Here is a 15,133-nt window from a genome sequence, read left to right as displayed (position 1 = left end):
ACATGCCATGTCCGGCCGCACATCGTCCAAGCGAGTCGTGAGCCGGCATCAGGAGAGATCACCGCCGCGAGATAGACCCTGAAACGACTACGGCCCCCCTGTCGCCAAACAGGAGGGCCGCGAAATCGATGGGCCTGTGGTGGCCGCTGACAGCCCCCCACAAGCCATAAGACCCCCTCGGGAGTCAAGCGGGAACGCCAATTCCCGCATCGAGAAGTCGTGCCTTGTGCCTGTCGCGGCCCGAGAGGGTTGGGGACGATGTTTCATGCGACCATGGCCGCCGCCATCGATGGCGCGCGGACGCTTGCGCAGATGGATGAGCTATCCCGCCAGGTCTGGCAGGGACACGGCTCCGGGGCTTTGGCCGACGAGGAGGCCCAGGCGCTCGCCGAGCGGCTCCATGGGCGACGCAGCGCGATCCGTGAGGGCATCGTGCCTATCGGCATCCCTGCCGGCCGTGCGAGCCTGTTCCCGCCGCGCAGGAGCGTCACCAGCCCCGACAAGGCCATGTCCAGGGATAGACGCCGCCTGCTGGCCTGTTCCGGCCCTATGCCGCCTGCTTTGGCCTCGCGGTTCACCACCGGCCAGCTCGCGGTTCTACGCATCGTCGCGGACGAGGTCGCCGCCAAGGGCGTGTGTGGCCTCTGCATCGACGCGATAGCCGCGAGGGCCGGTGTCTGTCGTCGCCTCGCTCAGGGCGCTATCCGCCTAGCCGAGGGCGACGGGCTACTGACGATCGAGGAGCGCCGGCACGAGGGCAGGAAGAACAGCCCCAACCTTGTCCGGATCATCAGCCGAGAGTGGCAAGCCTGGATTCGTCGCGCCGGCAGGGCGAAGGCCGGGGGGAGTGGGTGCAAAGCGATTCACCCCACGGATACAGGGGTTCTAACTCCGGGGAAAACCGAGACCAGCACCACCCTAAGAAAGCTGCCGAACCGGCAGGGTCGCCTTCACGCCAGCGGCTCGCGAGAATCCATGCGGACTGCGGAACGGGCGAAAGCCATGCGGTGAAGGTATGCGGCTGTTCGACAAGCCGGACACTGCTCTTCCGAACCGTCTGAAGGAAGAGCGCTTACCGGTCGGACGCGAGGTGCTGCTGGCTAATCGGTCTGCGGGACACTCAGCCGAGATGCGGTTCGCACAATCGACAACACGTCGCGGCGAAGGTCACTGTCCTCAATGGATGCATAGGCGGCAAGGATTTCAATGGCGCCAGGCTCAGCGAGGAAGGGGAACATCTCGTCCTGTCCCTGAGGCTCGCTCTCGCCGAAGAGGGCTGACATCGGCACTTCGAAAAATTGGGCGATCTGCTGTAGGCGGCCGCTGGCAATCCGATTCTGCCCATTCTCGTATTTTTGGATCTGCTGAAACGTAACGCCGGCGACCTCGCCAAGCGCAGTCTGTGACAATCCCTTAGCTTTACGGAGGGCAGCGATGCGCAAGCCGACGGCACGATCAATGTCTGTCGTAGATTTAATGGTCATGCCGCGTCCCACCTCTGTTTAGAAATCATTAATCATGACGTCACTTCAAACATGAAATATTGTGCGCTTCTGCTCGTAGCGTATTGCGTCAGCTCTTGGCTGGTAAGCCGTAGGTCTGCAGTGTTGCAAGATCGCACTATCGCCACTGACGCTTTCAGGGCTCTGTATCGTTCAAATTCATCGCACGGGCCAACGACTTCCATGTTCAAGAAGCTCCTCCTCGCCACTGCGGCCACCGCTCTCCTGGCTGGCGCCGCTTCGGCCGCCGACCTGCCGCGTCGCGCCGCTCCCCCGGTCTTCGTGCCGGTCCCGGTGTTCACCTGGACGGGCGCCTACTTCGGTATCAACGCCGGCTACGGCTTCGACGCCGGTAGCAACAGCGACCGCTACGCCCTGCCGGGTGGTTCGGTGCTGAACTCCTTCACCCGCACCCCGGTGGTCGTGTCCACCAACGGCGGCAACGACCTCGAAGGCTTCGTCGGCGGTGGTCAGGTCGGCTACAACTACCAGTTCACCCCGGGTTCGGGCGTGGTCGTCGGTATCGAAGCTGACGCTCAGTACACCGACTTCGGCAACAAGAGCCGCACTGTGACCGGCACCATCAGCCCCGTCGCCGGCGCTCTCAACAGCCCCGTCGGTGTCCGCGTCCCGGGCAACGAGATGAATTTCTTCGGCACCGTCCGCGGTCGTCTCGGCTACGCCTTCGATCGCGTCCTGTTCTACGGCACCGGCGGCTTTGCCTACGGCGACGGCGGCACTGGCCGCGACGACTTCCGCACCGGCTACACGGCTGGTGGCGGTTTCGAGTACGCCATGCCCACCGACTCGTTCTTCAACTTCTTCAAGTCGTCGGCCGTGACCCTGAAGGTCGAAGGCCTGTACGTGAACCTCGAGAACGAAGGCCGTACCGGCGAACGCTCGGTGTTCAACCCAGCTACCAACGTTCTTACGCTCAGCCGTTCGGTCACCGCTCGCGAGAGCGAGTTCGCCGTCGTCCGCGCCGGCCTGAACTACAAGTTCGGATCTTACTAAGGCTTTTCGTCTTATATCATCTGCCTGAGCATCCCCGGCCCGATCCAGCTGGTCGCTCAGCCAACAGACGCCCTAGGAGCTTCTCCTGGGGCGTTTTTCGTATGTGCATCGGTCTCGTCAGGGTGGTGAGTGGATGTGGCTGGCCAGTAGGGCGGACGCGCGCATCCCGATAGCCTGAGCTGGCTAGCACACACTCTTGCCGAACTTCAGGAGGATCGTGGCTGCGGTGCGGGGCCTGTCCCGCTGCACACCGGAGCGAGCACGCCTATGATCAAAATCTTGACGGCGATCCTGTCGGTCTTCGTGGTCCTGGCGCTGGGCGCCTGCCTCACGGTCCTGACGCTTCCCTTCCGAGCCATCCGTGGTCTGGTTCGTAGCCGAGCCGTGCCTGTGTAAGGAATACTGCTGATCCATAGGGCGGAAGACGCTACGAGCCTTCTGTCATGACCGCCATTATCGACCCCTATGCGTATCCACCACGCGGTCTCGACCGCGCTGCGGCCGCTCGGTATATTGGCCTGAGCCTGGATTCTTTCAGTGCACTCGTTCAGGCGGGTAGACTTCCGCCTCCACGGCGGCTTGGTGATGCCTTCGTCTGGGATCGAACGTCTCTCGACGCTGTATTCGAAGCGCTCCCGATCGACGAACCGCCGGCGCGCAAGAAGACGACGTCACCTCTGATGTCTGAGCAATGGCCCGGCTACCACAACGTCTACACACCCGAGAGTCTGGCCGAGCGGTGGAAGTGCAGCGGTCAGCTCGTCCGCAACATGATCAAGCGGGGGCAGTTGGCGGCATTCAAGTACGGCGGGAGGTTAACCCGCATCTCGGCGGCGGACGTGGCCGCATATGAGACCGCTAATACGGTCAAGCCACGTGAGGGTAGGTGAGCCAGCCCTAGATCGCCGCTTCCCTCCTCTCGGTTCATCCGCCTGCTGATCAAGAAATCCAAAACTGACCCACTACCGATGTAAGCACTGCCGCTGCAGCGGCCGTTACACGGCGATCAGATCCCGGAAGTCCGATTCCGTGACGATGCGGATGGACTGCCCCTGGTCGACGAGCTTTTCGGCCTTCAGTTGCGAGCCGCTAACAGCCTTTCCCGCAAGGCGACGGAGGTCCTGGTCGCCGACGACGAGGATTGTCGTCTTCTTCGTGACGTTGTCAGCGACGTCGAAGCCGGCGGCTCGCGCTTCTTCCTTGGCAACATCCCGCTCGACGCTGAGCTTGCCTGTGAAGACGATGACCTCGTTCGCCAGCACCTCGGCGAGCACTTGGGCTGATGTCGTCACCCCGGACCGGGGCCTGCCGATGGGCTCGCGGACCCGAACGAGCCAATCATCGACAGATCGGCCGGCTTCCTCGCTGGCCCGGAGGAATAGAAGGCCAGCAGCACGTGCATCGTGAACGGGGTCGTGATGGTCGACGAGTGGGATGCCGTAATGCCGGGACAGGAACTTGAGCCCGTAACCGCCAGCACCGGCGTGCTCGAACCACGTCCGACGCGCAACCATCAGATTATCGAGCCAACGACACGGCCAGGGCGGATGCCCGTGCTTGGCGAAGGCACGACGGAATCCAATGCGGTCGAAGGGGCCGTGATGCACCATGGTTCCGGCGCCGAATGTGCTGCCGAGGTCGTTCAGGATCTCCGGCACGGTCGGCTTGCCTTTCACATAGTCCGCCGAAATGCCGTGTAGCCGCGTGTGATGTCGGGAGAACTCGTCCTCCGGATCGACGAGCGTGTGCCGCTCCTCAACGATCTTTCCGCCCTCGAAGACAACAAGCCCGATGGCACAGACGCTCGACTGATCGGGATTGGCTGTCTCGATGTCGATGGCAACGAAGTTCATGCGCACGGCTCCCGTTCAACGGGCGTGATCGTATCGATCAAAGGCGCGCTGTCACAATGCGCACTTGTAAGACTCCCTTACGCGAGTACGTTATGGTGGACTGTCCGTGGACCGTCCCGCGGACAGTCCATTATGACGGGACTCAGGACATGCGGGGTGGCTGCTGGTGGTGACACCGGCCCGTTTCGCGGAGGCAATAATGTCGAACAAGAATGGAATTCGGGAAGCTATAGAGGCACTGTTCAGTGGACCTGGGTCGACAGTCATAGGGCGCAAGCCCGATTTCCTAAAGCGCAAGGCCGGCAAATCTGGGCGGACTGCCAGGATCGACAAGCCTGAAGCTGATAGCGATCACAACCCTATCACCGCTGATCTCGTCGAACGCGTAGCGCAGGCACTTGATGCCGGAAGCGCGGCCACAGGGGCCTTCCAGACGAGGATTCCGTCAGCGCATGTAGTCGCTCGTCCAGAGCGTTCGGTCGACTGATGCCCGCTAACGATCATGAGGCGTTCGAGCAGCTTGTCACCAAAGGTACTGGCCACGCCGCGCTTGACTTGCTGGCTTACGCGACATTCGCGTTCGACCGGAGTCAATGGCTCCAGCTCCGAACTAACGCAAATGGCGGCACGCTGCCTACGCCCGCGGAGATTGATACCTGGATCGCAGATATTCCTCCGCACCAATTCGATCAGATGAGAAGTCGGGCAGCGAGCATCTTCGATGTGGCAGCCCGAGAATACATGGCCGGGGATATTGCGAAAGCAAAGCTGGATGCACTTGAAACGACGGTGATCCGAGAGGTCAAAGCTGCCGGGGGGTTTTGGCGCCAATCGTTCATTGCATTGGGCACGGCTATCTTGGCCCCTATTATCATTGGTGGCGTGATCGTAATGGGCCTCCTCGGTGAGAAAGCCGTGCCGACCATCACAGGTGTGCGGGACGCCATCATGAACCAGCAGAACGGTGCGCCGAAGCCTGACACTCAGAAGAAGCAGGACGGTCAGCAGTAGGCTGCGATTGCGCTATTATTGGTGTCTCGTCGTGAAGCCGTACTAACTAGACCCTACGGCTTTCCCGTTGCCTCCTGGATGCGGCCCCTACTCTCCATCTTCCTCCCCCGCCAATGCCTCGACGGCTGCGATCGCGTTCTCAAGCTCTGCAATGCGCTTGAGAACGCTGTCGGCCGGCATCGAGTCGTGTTCGGCAGCCGCAACGATCAGAACGTGCTGATGAGCCTTGAGGCGGTCGAGGAGTGCGCCAAGCTTGGACATCAGGCTGGCCTAGCTCGCCCTGTTGATATCGACAACCGCACGTCGGCAGCTATCTTGCCGGGATGCGCATTACCCTTGTCTTCGCCGCCTTGAGCGTCGCCTCGCCGGCTATGGCCGCGCCTTACACGAAAGCGGAATGTGCTGAAGCTGCGGAGGTGGTCGGCGATGGTTCCAAGGATGTCGCAGCGTTCGCCGCAACGCTCCGCCGTGGCAAAGACGTGAGCTTCGGAGCCAAGGCGACGGGTAGTCTCAAAGAGGCTTCCGATAGGTTCGACCGCTCTCGCGCAATGGCCCTTCCGGCAATGCGTGAGATGCTCGAAGCTACAGAGGATTTGGCCTATCAGTTCAAACTCTGCGCCAACCGATGATTGCTCGTGCGCTTGGGCTCGCCCTTCTTCTCGCTTCGCCTGCTCTAGCCGCTGAACCCATCGTTGGACGCGCCAGCGTCACCGATGGTGACACCCTCGTGATCCATGACACGAAGATCCGGCTTCATGGCATCGATGCGCCGGAGAGCGCACAACTCTGCCAGGATGGTGCAGGCAAGGACTACCGCTGCGGACAGGCTGCCGCGCTCGCGTTGGCCGACCAGATCGGGGCCGCAACCGTGTCTTGCGACCCTCGCGACACCGACAAGTATAGCCGCACCGTCGCCGTCTGCCGGAAGGGTGCCGAGGATCTCAACGAGTGGATGGTCGCTCAGGGCTACGCCATCGCCTATCGGCGGTATTCCCTCGACTATGTCCCGGCCGAGACGACGGCGAAGGCCATCAAGCGGGGCATCTGGGCCGGCACGTTCCAGGAGCCGAGCGAGTGGCGCAAGGCAAAGCGTGAAGGGGGCTCAGAAGGCCGCCAGGAGCCCGCCAGGGCCGATGGCTGCACGATCAAAGGCAACATTAGCCGGAAGGGCGAGAAGGTCTTCCACGTCCCCGGATCGCGCGACTATGACCGCACCCGGATCAGCGAGAAGGCCGGCGAGCGCATGTTCTGCTCCGAGGATGAGGCCAGGGCGGCCGGGTGGCGAGCGCCTAAGGGTTAGGGGGCATTCGCAGCGCCAGTGGAAGCGCTGCCCCCCTTCACGATGGAGGCCCCCATTGAGGAGATCGCATTCTTCGCCGCCGTAGCTGCTGCCTGGGCCACTTGCGCCTGATCGTTGACCGTCTGGTGAATGTTCACTGTCTGCGTGCGGTGGTCGTTGCCGGTGTCAGTGTAGGTGTTCGTGATGGTCGTGCCACCGGCCGCGCCCTTGCTAAGCCAATTCATGCGGTCCGCAGGCGAGCCGAACGTGGGCGGCGTCATTCCCTGCGCCTGCGGGCTGAAGGTCGGCTTTTGGGCTTGAGCCGGCGAAGCGGGTTGAACGACGGGGGCGGGTTTGGCGGCACTGTCGGCGGCCTGCGCTACCGGCGCCGACCGCTTGTCTAAGATCGCTGCGACGGCCTGGACCTGAGGGAGACTGAAAGTCAGCTTGCTTGGTTCGGCGGCGCCCGCATACCGCTCGTTGAAGTCCTTTGCGGTGATTCCGCCATACTCGCCGAGAATGCGCTTGTAGGTCGGCGGGGCACCGAGCAGTCGGTTCAGCTTCTCGACAGTGGCGTTCGTCTCCGCAGAGGTCGAACCCTTGCCATCCGCCGCAGCCTGCTGCGCTGCGCTCCCGACATCGAGGATCGCCTTCGCGGTCGGCGCCATCATCTCGCCAAGCCGAACGAACACGCGATCCAGCGTCGCCCCGGCTCGTTCCACGCTGCTGTTAAAGCCGTCCATCGTCTTCGCGAGGTCGGCCTGCATCGTGCCGGGTGCCTCGCGCTCGATGGTGCTCTTGAACTCCTCGTACTTGTCGCGCTTCTTGAGCAGGCCGCTCATGGCGTTGCGGGCCTGGAGATCCCCGAAGATCTCAGCCTCGCGGAAGGCGTCGCCCTTGCTGTAGCGGGCCGCGAGATCGAGCGTGCGATCCATCCGAGAGACCCCGCCTTTGTCCGCGTCCTTCATCTCCCTCTCGATGTCGATGCCGGCCTTTTTGAAGGCTTTCACCGTGACCGGCGCTGACATCTTCTCCATGAAGTCACGGAGGAAGTCGGCAGCCTGGGCCGTGGTCGCTGTGCCCTCGCGGACGACCGTCAGTGCTGCGATGATGTCGCGAACGCCCTTCAACCCTTCCAGGCCGATCTTGGCGCCCGACGCCGCGAGCTCCGGCATGACGCCGGCCGACTCCTTGAACTCGGCCTTTCCCAGCTTGCCGCCCTTGATCGAGTAGTCGAAGGCGGTTTCCAGTTGCTCGACCTTCACGCCGAGGTTCTGCATGAACACGATGGCGGCTTGCGCGGCCTTGTCGATCTCGACGGACCCCGCCTTCGCGGCTTTCGCGGTCAACTCGGCCGAAGCGATGGACGTGTCATAGTCCACACCGGCGGCAGCGTAGGCGGAGGCTGCCCCGACCAGGGCCTTGCCGGTCGTGCCGTACTTCGGCCCCTCGATAAGGAAGCGGTCAACGGCCGGCTGTGTCTCCGCCTTCGTCTTCTCGGTGGTCTTCGCCAGTTCGATCTGAGCGGCTTCCAGCGTGCCAAAGCGATTGAGCGAGGTCACCACACCGCCAAGCGTCGCGACGAGGTTCAAGCCGCCGCCGCCGGTCTCGGCTGCTCTCGCGGCCACACGCCCTGCGCCAGGGCCTCGCCCGCCAGTCGGGCTCGGACCTGGAATGCCGACCGTCCCGAACTTTACCCGCGCCGCGCGCTCTGCCTCCCGGCGCATTGCCCGGAGCGAGCGGGCCGCGCGATCCGCATCCCCTGAGATGCGTGAGAGGCCGGTCGTGCGAGCGTTCAGGCCGACGTTCAGCCCCTTGCTGACGTCCTTCGTCGCTCGCTTGATCCTGTCGAGCTCACGGATGAACTTTGCGGCGTCGTTCCCGCCGGAAAACTTGAGACCAAGCTTTGCAATGAGTTCTTCGATGACCATCAGCGGGTCTTTCTTCGGCTCGCGTCGATCTCCTTCTTCCTGATGCTCGCGGCCTTCGCCGACTGTGCATCCTGAAGGTCGATCAACTCATGCATGTTGGCGAGGTCGTCCAACGTGTAGATGGTCCGCAACTCGTGGAGCGTGCAAAGCGGCGGGTTAGTCATGCCGGGCGTGGGGCGAAGCAGATAGAGCATCATGTCATCGCCGAGGTTCGGCGCGACGGTGTCGATCTCTTGCAGCGTCAGGGCCAGGGAAGGACCGTCGGCATTGTACCGGCCTAAGCTTTTGCCAGGCCGGCGACGATAAAATCCCGGAACTGGACCCCGAGCGCATACCAGGCCACGTCGATCGCCTCCTCCATGGTCTGCGGCTTCACGCCGAGGATGGCGGGGTCCGATCCGACGCGACAAAGGCCGACCGCTTCCTTGATGAGGCTCGCCACAGCGTCGGCGTCGAGGGTCTGGCCCATTGATCCTTGCAGGAAAGCCGTTCGGGCATGGGCCACAGGATCGTCGGAAGCGATGGTGCCGATCATCATGGCGTCGCCCGCGAACACGGTGTTCATGCGCAGGTAGAGCTTGAGCCCGTCTTCGGCGGGTAGCTTGTCGCAGCGATAGACGACGCTGCCGATCTTCTTCTCGGTGGCCATGCTAGGCGATCCCATCCTTGAGGGTGAAATGGCCCGGCTCCGTCTGGCGCCGGATCTGTTCGACATTGGCGGCGATCTGCGCTTGCTGCGCGGGCGTCACGCTGGCCAGCACTCGCGCCCGTAGCCGGTCCATGAACTCGGCGCGGGATCGCTCGCGTACCTCAGGGGTGAGCTTGGACAGATCGACCATCATGCTCCTGCCTGCCCGCTTGGGGCATTGGTGGATTGGACCGGGGATGACGCCGCGGTGGCGCGCTCGATGCCATCGCGAAGGAATCTACGGCCGACCCAGCTCACGCTGACGCCATCGCGCTGGGCTACCGCCTGGAGATCTTCTCTCAGGCTTCGATCTACTCGGATGTACAGATGGCTGGGGTAGGCGACGGGCAAGGTCATCTCTCCTGGATGAGAGATAGTAACAGCACAGTATGGCTGTGTGTTGCGTTGATTTGGAATGGCTCAATTTCTTAATTGTTTCTTTCTGTTGCTTATGGTCGTTTATGATGGCTTCTAGTTGCAATGAGCCATGCCCTTGGTGCATCCGCGATCAAGGCGAGCCCGGCGCTCAAGTAGAAGTCCGATCCACATTCGGCTTCGAGGAAGGGATGAGCCGCGCCAATCCCTCGGCGAGGCCATGGAGCGCTGCGGCGGCCGCCTTCTGGCGTAGGTCACGGTGATCGTCGCGGGCCTCGATGGTGATGGCGGCAACCATCGCCATTTCGCGGGCATCCTTCACGCCTCGGAGGTAGGCGGCCTGTTCGGTTGGGGTCATGCTCAAAATCCGAAAGCTGATTGGTGTGTGAGCGAGTGCTGAACCGCACGTCGTTCGGTTTCTGGCAAGCCTAGATCAAGGTCACTGAACAAGTCACGGCCCACCGCCATTCGACGGAGACCGCGCAAACCCAAGTGGATTGTGCCATGAACACTCGTATTGCTTCTGCTGTTGCTGCTGTCGTTCTGAGCGTCAGCGCCATTGCTTCGCCCGCCCTTGCCAAGACCTATCTCGCACGGGGGCAGGTCCCGGCCTATGACGTGATGTCCTCCGCTGCGGCCGATGACGATCTCACCACCGGCTCGATCGGGTACAGCCGGGGCCACGACTCGGCCCAGGAAGGCAACGCCAACCAGCCGAACTTCCCGGTCCAGCAGTACGGCCAGACTTCGGGTGGCGGTCGCTAAACCTCTACACTCTTTAGATGACCGACGGCGGGGCGAGAGCCTCGCCGTTTTCGTGTGCGGGATCATGACCGCCACCCCGCGAGGCCGGCCCATGCCTCCGTCAGGACCGCCTCTCGGTGGTCGGCCGTGGTTGGGTTCGGGGCCTGATCGCGGATGAAGGCCAGCGCGTAGTCCAGAACCTCAATGCCAGCGACCTGCGCGAGTTCGTACCCCTTCCTGCGGATGGCCTTGTGAAAGGCAGTGGCGGCGGCGCTCGGCGCCTTATGCCCATCCATGGCAACCACGAGGGCGATGAGGCCCGACAGGATCGGGGCGAGGGGTGAGCCGGCGGACGGGGCAAAGGTCGTTTCGGTCTGCATCGTCGATCCCTTTCAGGCGGTGGTGGCGAGGTTGGCAAAGCTGCTTAAGATCCGGCGCCGGTCGAGCGGTTCGAGGCGGTTGAGGGCGCGGCTGGCCGGCGGCAGGGCGTCGGGGTCTGTCTCGGCCTGGGCGAGTAGCTGGCAGAGGGTGAGGGCGCGGGGGCCAGCGTAGACGCGGCTCAAAGCGCGGAGGCTGCGCAACCGGGCGCGGCGCTCGGCCGGGTCGATGTTGGGGGCGAACGGTCCCCACTGGTCGCCGGGGGGGATCAGGGGCGCACCCCGTAGGCGGGGACCGGAACAGGGCGGGTGAATTTCGGCGCAAGTTGCGCTGAAACTCGGTTGGCCCGCGGTTCGCCGCGCTCTGCGGCAATCCCAGGCTCAACCGGCGGCAAGGCGGCGACAAGGTGGGCGTAGAAGCTGCTAGGGCCAGGCATCTTCAGATCCCAGCGCACCACCTCGGCCTTGACCGGCTCTGGCCTGAAGTCGGCGGCCGGCGTCTCAGCGACGAGGCGGAAGCGCGCGACGAGGGCGGGGGCGTAGTCGGCGGCGCGAGGCTGATCGGGCTCGTCAGCGGCCGGCTGCGTGGCAGTCTCAACGATATGGAATCCGGCCAACGGGCCGAGCCTGCTTTCCAACCACCCCATTGGATCAGGGACAACAGCCGGGTCATAGGCCCCGGTTCGCCATTTCTGGCGGGCGCCCGGCCGCTGGTAGCGGAAGGCCACAGCGTTCCGGATCCCTATATAAAGAGAGTTCTTATAGGGATCCGGAACGCTGTGACGGACTTCCTCCGCGCGCCGGTGGACCCAGTGCCTCGCGGCTTGGTCCGTCGCCCAGACATCAGGCCAAGCCGCGGCCATGTCGGCGGCGCTGTCGAGGACGACGCCTTCAATCTGCATCTCGATCTCCTCGCCGGGCGGGTTCCAGGGCTCGGCCACGTCCACCGTCATCGGCAGGACGACGTTGGCGATGATGTCGATGTCGAGGGGATCAGCGGCGGTGCGGTTGACGCCACGGGCGCGGCCGAGGGCCTGCATCAGCTCGCCCTCACAGATCTGCCAGCGGCAGGCGTCGGCTACCGGGTCGGGGTGTGCCTCGCACTCCATCCCGACCGGGTAGCCGTCGCGGGTCCGCAGCCCTTTGACCGGCTTCGGATACCAAGGGTCCGCCTTCTCGATGTCCTTGCCGGTGATGGCGCCGGCCAATGCCTCGACGGCGAGGGGCGAGGGCAGGGTGCGGCCGACAACGATCAAGCCGCGAACGGCGCGGTATTGGTCCAGGCCGGCGACGTTGTTGAAATGCTCGGTGCTGATCCCGGCGGGCAGTCCGCTCGACCGGAGCCATTCCGAGATGGCCTTCTGCGCGATGACGAGAACCGGGGTCCGGCCGACGGCGAGGAACCGCCTTAGGATCTCACGACGGATCGCCCGCAGGTTCCGGCCGGCGCTTCCATCCTCGTCGGGTTTCAGCTTCCGGCCGGAGGTCGGGGAGTCGATGACCTGGCGCACGCGGACGTGAGGCATTGCGGCCTCGATCGCGGGGGCGGGCTCTACCTCCGGGTAGAACGCCTGTAGGATTTCCAAGCTGGGAAGGGTGGCGTCGAGGATCAGCGTCGGCTTGCGCCACTGCTTCGGGACGCTCTTAAGGCTGCGGGCCTTGGCGACGAGCACCCGGCCATCGTCGTCGTCGCGGGTGTCGATGTAGAGCCGGCCCGAGACCTCGACCTCCTCGTCGTAGAGTAGCCCGCGAGCGGCATTCCAGAGCGTGATGAAGGCTTGGGAGTGGCGGGCCTTGTCGGCGGCCCTGGCGGCAATCCTGCGGTCGGCCTTCGGCATCCCCGGCCAGATCGCAACCTTGTCCTTGAGCTGCCATTCGGCCGAGATGGCGTCCGTGCATCGCTCGACGGTCATCCCTTCGGCGATGAGGTCGGCGCGGCGCACCCCGCCGGGCTGGCCCTGGCGTTTCAGGGCGCGGGCGAATTGGGCGCGGTACACCTCGACATCGTTGGCGAGGTAGTCGCGGGCGGAACTGCTCGTGGCGACGACGGCCCCGATCTCGTCCAGCGTGAGACCGCGTTTCGGAATGCGGATGCCGGTCTGCCAGAACCCCTCGTCGATGACGACCATCTCGACCTTGCCGAGGGCCGTGGTCGCCTGGAACAGCATCTGGTGCGCGACGATCCACACCTCGGGTCCGGCCGTCATCTGGGCCTGATAGGAGCACTGGCCGAAGAACTGGCAACGCGCCTCGGTGCCGTTCTCCAGCTTCGTCTTGCAACAGCTCTTCCCGACCGGGGCGCCCATGCTCAGGGCGATCTTCACCGCCTCTAGGTCGTCGCACATGAATTCGCCCGGCCGGGCCGGATCGTCCGCGCTGCGCCCGCGAAAGACGCGAGCCATGACGCCATGCTCGGCAAACTGCGCCTCGATCTCGTTGCCGAGACGGTGGGTCGGGACGGCGTACAGGATCGGCTTGGCGGGCCTGCCCGTGTCCTGGCGGCTGACGATGTGCTCGGCGATGGTGCGGGCGGTGACGCGGGTCTTACCGACACCGGTAGAGACGGGGAGGGCGTGAACCGGAGGCTCGGCCTCGTCGTCGGCTGCAAGCCGGTAGGCGGTGGCGGCCTCGATGAAGCGTTGCACGCCTTCGGCTACTGCGTGCCGTGCGGTCTCGACCGGGCTCGATCCGTCCTCGTAGGCCGGTTTGCTGGCGGCCTGCCGGACCTCCTCGGCCTTCGCCTCTACCTTGTCCCATGAGCGTTCGATCTCGCGGGCGAGACGGTCGTAGGGCTCCAAGTATTTGCCGCCGCATCCCTCGGGGTGCTGGCGCATGAGGGCTTCGAGGTCGTCGGGGGTGAGCCCGTCCTTGAAGGCGGTATCGACGGCGGCGTGAAACCGCTCGGATCGGTCGGCGCCGGTATCGGAGACCAGATCCTCGACTCGGTTGCTGGTGCGTCCGCTCGCGCCGGAGGGTCTGGTCCCTTGGCTCGGCTCGGGCTTCGGTTTGGCCGGGAACGCGGCCTGCAATTCATCGGCGGACCATGCCTTGCCGTGGTGTTCGAGGATTCGTGTCTGAGTGGCGACACGACCGCGAGCGATCTTCGTCTTGCCGGGGTAGTTCGGGGTTCCGGCCACGCGATAGGGCTGGGTCACAACGCCGGTAGCGGAGTCGGCGCCGGTCTTGTGGCGGATGGCTTCGCCGAGGGGCTTGGCTTGGTCGGCCGTCAACGCCCGGCTGAGGAACAGCCAGTGGTGGGCGTTGCCTGGGCTGGTCTCGACCGCGAGCGAGGGCTGCACGCCCGTGTGCCCGCCCTTACCCTTGTCGTTGTCGGCGTCGACCACGAAGGCGAACACGCCTCGCGTCGTGCTGGCGTTGCCGCGCTTGGCCGCGCCCTCCTCGACGGTCCTGGCCTCGACGTAGACGTTGAACCCCGCGTCCGCGTGCAGCACGGCGTGGCGGGTCATCAGATCGATCTCGCCGATCTTGAACTGCGTCGTCATCGTGCTCCCGTCCGCCGGGTGGATGCGGACGAGCTGCATCATGCCGGGCCGGTTCGCCCCTTCCAGTGCGACAGCGGCGGCGTTGTGGACCGTCTCACAGAATGCGTGGACGGCGACCGGATCGGCGGCGAGCGGGGGGCTGGCATTCATGCGGCGGGCGGCTCCGCATCTTCGCCATGGAAGGCGGCGCCCATCTCGCCGGCGAGGCGGCGGCCTTCGCTGACAGCCTCGATGAAGGATGCGGCGCGGCCGATGGTGGCGGCAGAGTCCGCAGAGGCGCTGACGTGCACGATGTCCCACGCCGCCGACCCCTGGGGTCCGGGGATCACGTAGACTTCACCCGCATCGCGCCTGACCCGATCGGGGTCGCCGCCGGTGTACTCGACGTTCTGAAACCGGAACGGGATGCCGTGCCGCTCAGCGTAGGCCCGACCATCGGCGACAGCATGTTCCCAACTCGGGGTCCGCTCCAGGGCGCGGAACCCTCGCTTGGTGCGGACCCACGCAACGATCTCGTCGCCGAGCGGGGCAACGACCACGCCGAGACCAGGCGGGGTGTCGGAACCGACGACGGCCATGCCCGGGAAGGTGATGACCTTCTTGCTCATGCCGCCACCTCCGTCTCGTAGATCTCGCCGGTGGGGCTGAAGCTCATGCACCAGTCAGAGGCGGTCACGACGGGCCACTCCGCATTGGTGGAGCTGACCTCACGGCGGTTGATGGTCGGCGGGTTCGCCCGGCACTGGCCGGTCGGCTCGTAACGGATGGTTCGACCGGCATCGCTGGACACGGCCTGGCGATCCCAATGGCGCCACGCCTGGCAGAACAGGCAGGCGCGCTCGGTGGTCGGGAATAG

21 protein-coding genes are annotated in these 15,133 nt (G+C 64.5%); 8 read left to right on the top strand and 13 right to left on the bottom strand.

Annotated features, from left to right (window positions below):
• Positions 1-258 precede the first annotated feature (258 nt).
• Positions 259-1,011 carry a hypothetical protein gene (locus ASF08_RS11610; protein ID WP_244474513.1) on the top strand — a complete coding sequence of 251 codons (753 nt, stop codon included), beginning with the start codon at positions 259-261 and terminating at the stop codon, positions 1,009-1,011.
• A gap of 89 nt (positions 1,012-1,100) precedes the next feature.
• Here the strand turns inward: ASF08_RS11610 and ASF08_RS11605 are convergent, their stop codons facing one another.
• The gene (locus tag ASF08_RS11605) at positions 1,101-1,484 is read right to left on the bottom strand and encodes a helix-turn-helix domain-containing protein (protein ID WP_056145288.1); all 384 of its coding nucleotides are present in this window, start codon (positions 1,482-1,484) and stop codon (positions 1,101-1,103) included.
• Between the two features lie 201 nt (positions 1,485-1,685).
• Between ASF08_RS11605 and ASF08_RS11600 the strand changes: the two genes are divergently transcribed.
• The 3 genes from ASF08_RS11600 to ASF08_RS24755 all read left to right on the top strand — a co-directional run bounded on the left by ASF08_RS11600 (position 1,686) and on the right by ASF08_RS24755 (position 3,406).
• The gene (locus ASF08_RS11600) at positions 1,686-2,516 is read left to right on the top strand and encodes an outer membrane protein (RefSeq protein ID WP_056145285.1); all 831 of its coding nucleotides are present in this window, start codon (positions 1,686-1,688) and stop codon (positions 2,514-2,516) included.
• Positions 2,517-2,783: 267 nt separating this feature from the next.
• On the top strand, positions 2,784-2,912 hold the full coding sequence (locus tag ASF08_RS26010; RefSeq protein ID WP_274534488.1) for a hypothetical protein: 129 nt from the start codon (positions 2,784-2,786) through the stop codon (positions 2,910-2,912).
• A gap of 47 nt (positions 2,913-2,959) precedes the next feature.
• A complete protein-coding gene (locus tag ASF08_RS24755; protein ID WP_156629551.1) occupies positions 2,960-3,406 on the top strand; it encodes a helix-turn-helix domain-containing protein in 447 nt (148 codons plus the stop codon).
• Between the two features lie 105 nt (positions 3,407-3,511).
• Here ASF08_RS24755 and ASF08_RS11590 read toward each other — a convergent pair whose 3' ends face one another.
• Positions 3,512-4,369, bottom strand: coding sequence for an exonuclease domain-containing protein (locus tag ASF08_RS11590; protein ID WP_056145277.1), 858 nt, complete (start codon positions 4,367-4,369; stop codon positions 3,512-3,514).
• Positions 4,370-4,855: 486 nt separating this feature from the next.
• Here ASF08_RS11590 and ASF08_RS11585 point away from each other — a divergent pair, with 486 nt between their 5' ends.
• Complete coding sequence (locus tag ASF08_RS11585; RefSeq protein WP_056145274.1) at positions 4,856-5,380, top strand: hypothetical protein; 525 nt, start codon at positions 4,856-4,858, stop codon at positions 5,378-5,380.
• A gap of 87 nt (positions 5,381-5,467) precedes the next feature.
• On the opposite strand, the gene ASF08_RS25325 is transcribed toward ASF08_RS11585, so the two are convergent.
• Positions 5,468-5,641 (bottom strand): hypothetical protein, encoded by a 174-nt coding sequence (locus tag ASF08_RS25325; protein WP_200931849.1) that lies wholly within the window; start codon positions 5,639-5,641, stop codon positions 5,468-5,470.
• 62 nt (positions 5,642-5,703) lie between these two features.
• Between ASF08_RS25325 and ASF08_RS11580 the strand changes: the two genes are divergently transcribed.
• Both ASF08_RS11580 and ASF08_RS11575 read left to right on the top strand, forming a co-directional pair.
• Positions 5,704-6,009, top strand: coding sequence for a hypothetical protein (locus ASF08_RS11580; protein WP_056145273.1), 306 nt, complete (start codon positions 5,704-5,706; stop codon positions 6,007-6,009).
• Between the two features lie 98 nt (positions 6,010-6,107).
• Positions 6,108-6,680: a thermonuclease family protein gene (locus ASF08_RS11575; protein ID WP_443136820.1), complete on the top strand. Its 573-nt coding sequence runs from the start codon at positions 6,108-6,110 to the stop codon at positions 6,678-6,680.
• On the opposite strand, the gene ASF08_RS11570 is transcribed toward ASF08_RS11575, so the two are convergent.
• The 5 genes from ASF08_RS11570 to ASF08_RS11550 all read right to left on the bottom strand — a co-directional run bounded on the left by ASF08_RS11570 (position 6,677) and on the right by ASF08_RS11550 (position 10,011).
• On the bottom strand, positions 6,677-8,590 hold the full coding sequence (locus tag ASF08_RS11570; protein WP_056145265.1) for a phage tail tape measure protein: 1,914 nt from the start codon (positions 8,588-8,590) through the stop codon (positions 6,677-6,679). The genes ASF08_RS11575 and ASF08_RS11570 overlap by 4 nt on opposite strands.
• Positions 8,590-8,787, bottom strand: a complete 198-nt coding sequence (locus ASF08_RS11565; RefSeq protein ID WP_056145263.1) for a hypothetical protein — start codon at positions 8,785-8,787, stop codon at positions 8,590-8,592. The genes ASF08_RS11570 and ASF08_RS11565 overlap by 1 nt, the downstream gene beginning before the upstream one ends.
• 80 nt (positions 8,788-8,867) lie before the next feature.
• A complete protein-coding gene (locus ASF08_RS11560; RefSeq protein WP_056145260.1) occupies positions 8,868-9,239 on the bottom strand; it encodes a phage tail assembly chaperone in 372 nt (123 codons plus the stop codon).
• Position 9,240: 1 nt separating this feature from the next.
• The gene (locus ASF08_RS11555; RefSeq protein WP_156629550.1) at positions 9,241-9,432 is read right to left on the bottom strand and encodes a hypothetical protein; all 192 of its coding nucleotides are present in this window, start codon (positions 9,430-9,432) and stop codon (positions 9,241-9,243) included.
• A gap of 372 nt (positions 9,433-9,804) precedes the next feature.
• Positions 9,805-10,011, bottom strand: a complete 207-nt coding sequence (locus tag ASF08_RS11550) for a hypothetical protein (protein ID WP_056145253.1) — start codon at positions 10,009-10,011, stop codon at positions 9,805-9,807.
• Positions 10,012-10,157: 146 nt separating this feature from the next.
• On the opposite strand from ASF08_RS11550, the gene ASF08_RS11545 reads away from it, so the two are divergent.
• Positions 10,158-10,418: a hypothetical protein gene (locus ASF08_RS11545; RefSeq protein WP_056145250.1), complete on the top strand. Its 261-nt coding sequence runs from the start codon at positions 10,158-10,160 to the stop codon at positions 10,416-10,418.
• A 62-nt stretch (positions 10,419-10,480) separates the two neighbouring features.
• Here the strand turns inward: ASF08_RS11545 and ASF08_RS11540 are convergent, their stop codons facing one another.
• The 5 genes from ASF08_RS11540 to ASF08_RS25175 all read right to left on the bottom strand — a co-directional run.
• Positions 10,481-10,777: a hypothetical protein gene (locus ASF08_RS11540; RefSeq protein WP_056145247.1), complete on the bottom strand. Its 297-nt coding sequence runs from the start codon at positions 10,775-10,777 to the stop codon at positions 10,481-10,483.
• 12 nt (positions 10,778-10,789) lie between these two features.
• Positions 10,790-10,978 carry a hypothetical protein gene (locus tag ASF08_RS11535; RefSeq protein WP_056145245.1) on the bottom strand — a complete coding sequence of 63 codons (189 nt, stop codon included), beginning with the start codon at positions 10,976-10,978 and terminating at the stop codon, positions 10,790-10,792.
• Between the two features lie 65 nt (positions 10,979-11,043).
• The gene (locus ASF08_RS11530; protein WP_056145241.1) at positions 11,044-14,427 is read right to left on the bottom strand and encodes a DNA-primase RepB domain-containing protein; all 3,384 of its coding nucleotides are present in this window, start codon (positions 14,425-14,427) and stop codon (positions 11,044-11,046) included.
• Positions 14,424-14,885, bottom strand: a complete 462-nt coding sequence (locus ASF08_RS11525; protein ID WP_056145236.1) for a hypothetical protein — start codon at positions 14,883-14,885, stop codon at positions 14,424-14,426. The genes ASF08_RS11530 and ASF08_RS11525 overlap by 4 nt, the downstream gene beginning before the upstream one ends.
• On the bottom strand, positions 14,882-15,133 hold a 252-nt coding region (locus ASF08_RS25175), incomplete at its 5' end, for a hypothetical protein (RefSeq protein ID WP_056145233.1). The genes ASF08_RS11525 and ASF08_RS25175, both read right to left, overlap by 4 nt.

It is taken from the genome of Methylobacterium sp. Leaf85 (genome assembly GCF_001422125.1).
GTDB classification, from domain to species: domain Bacteria; phylum Pseudomonadota; class Alphaproteobacteria; order Rhizobiales; family Beijerinckiaceae; genus Methylobacterium; species Methylobacterium bullatum.
Note: the sequence above shows the minus strand (reverse complement) of the source record. Positions and strands in the feature narration are given on the sequence as shown.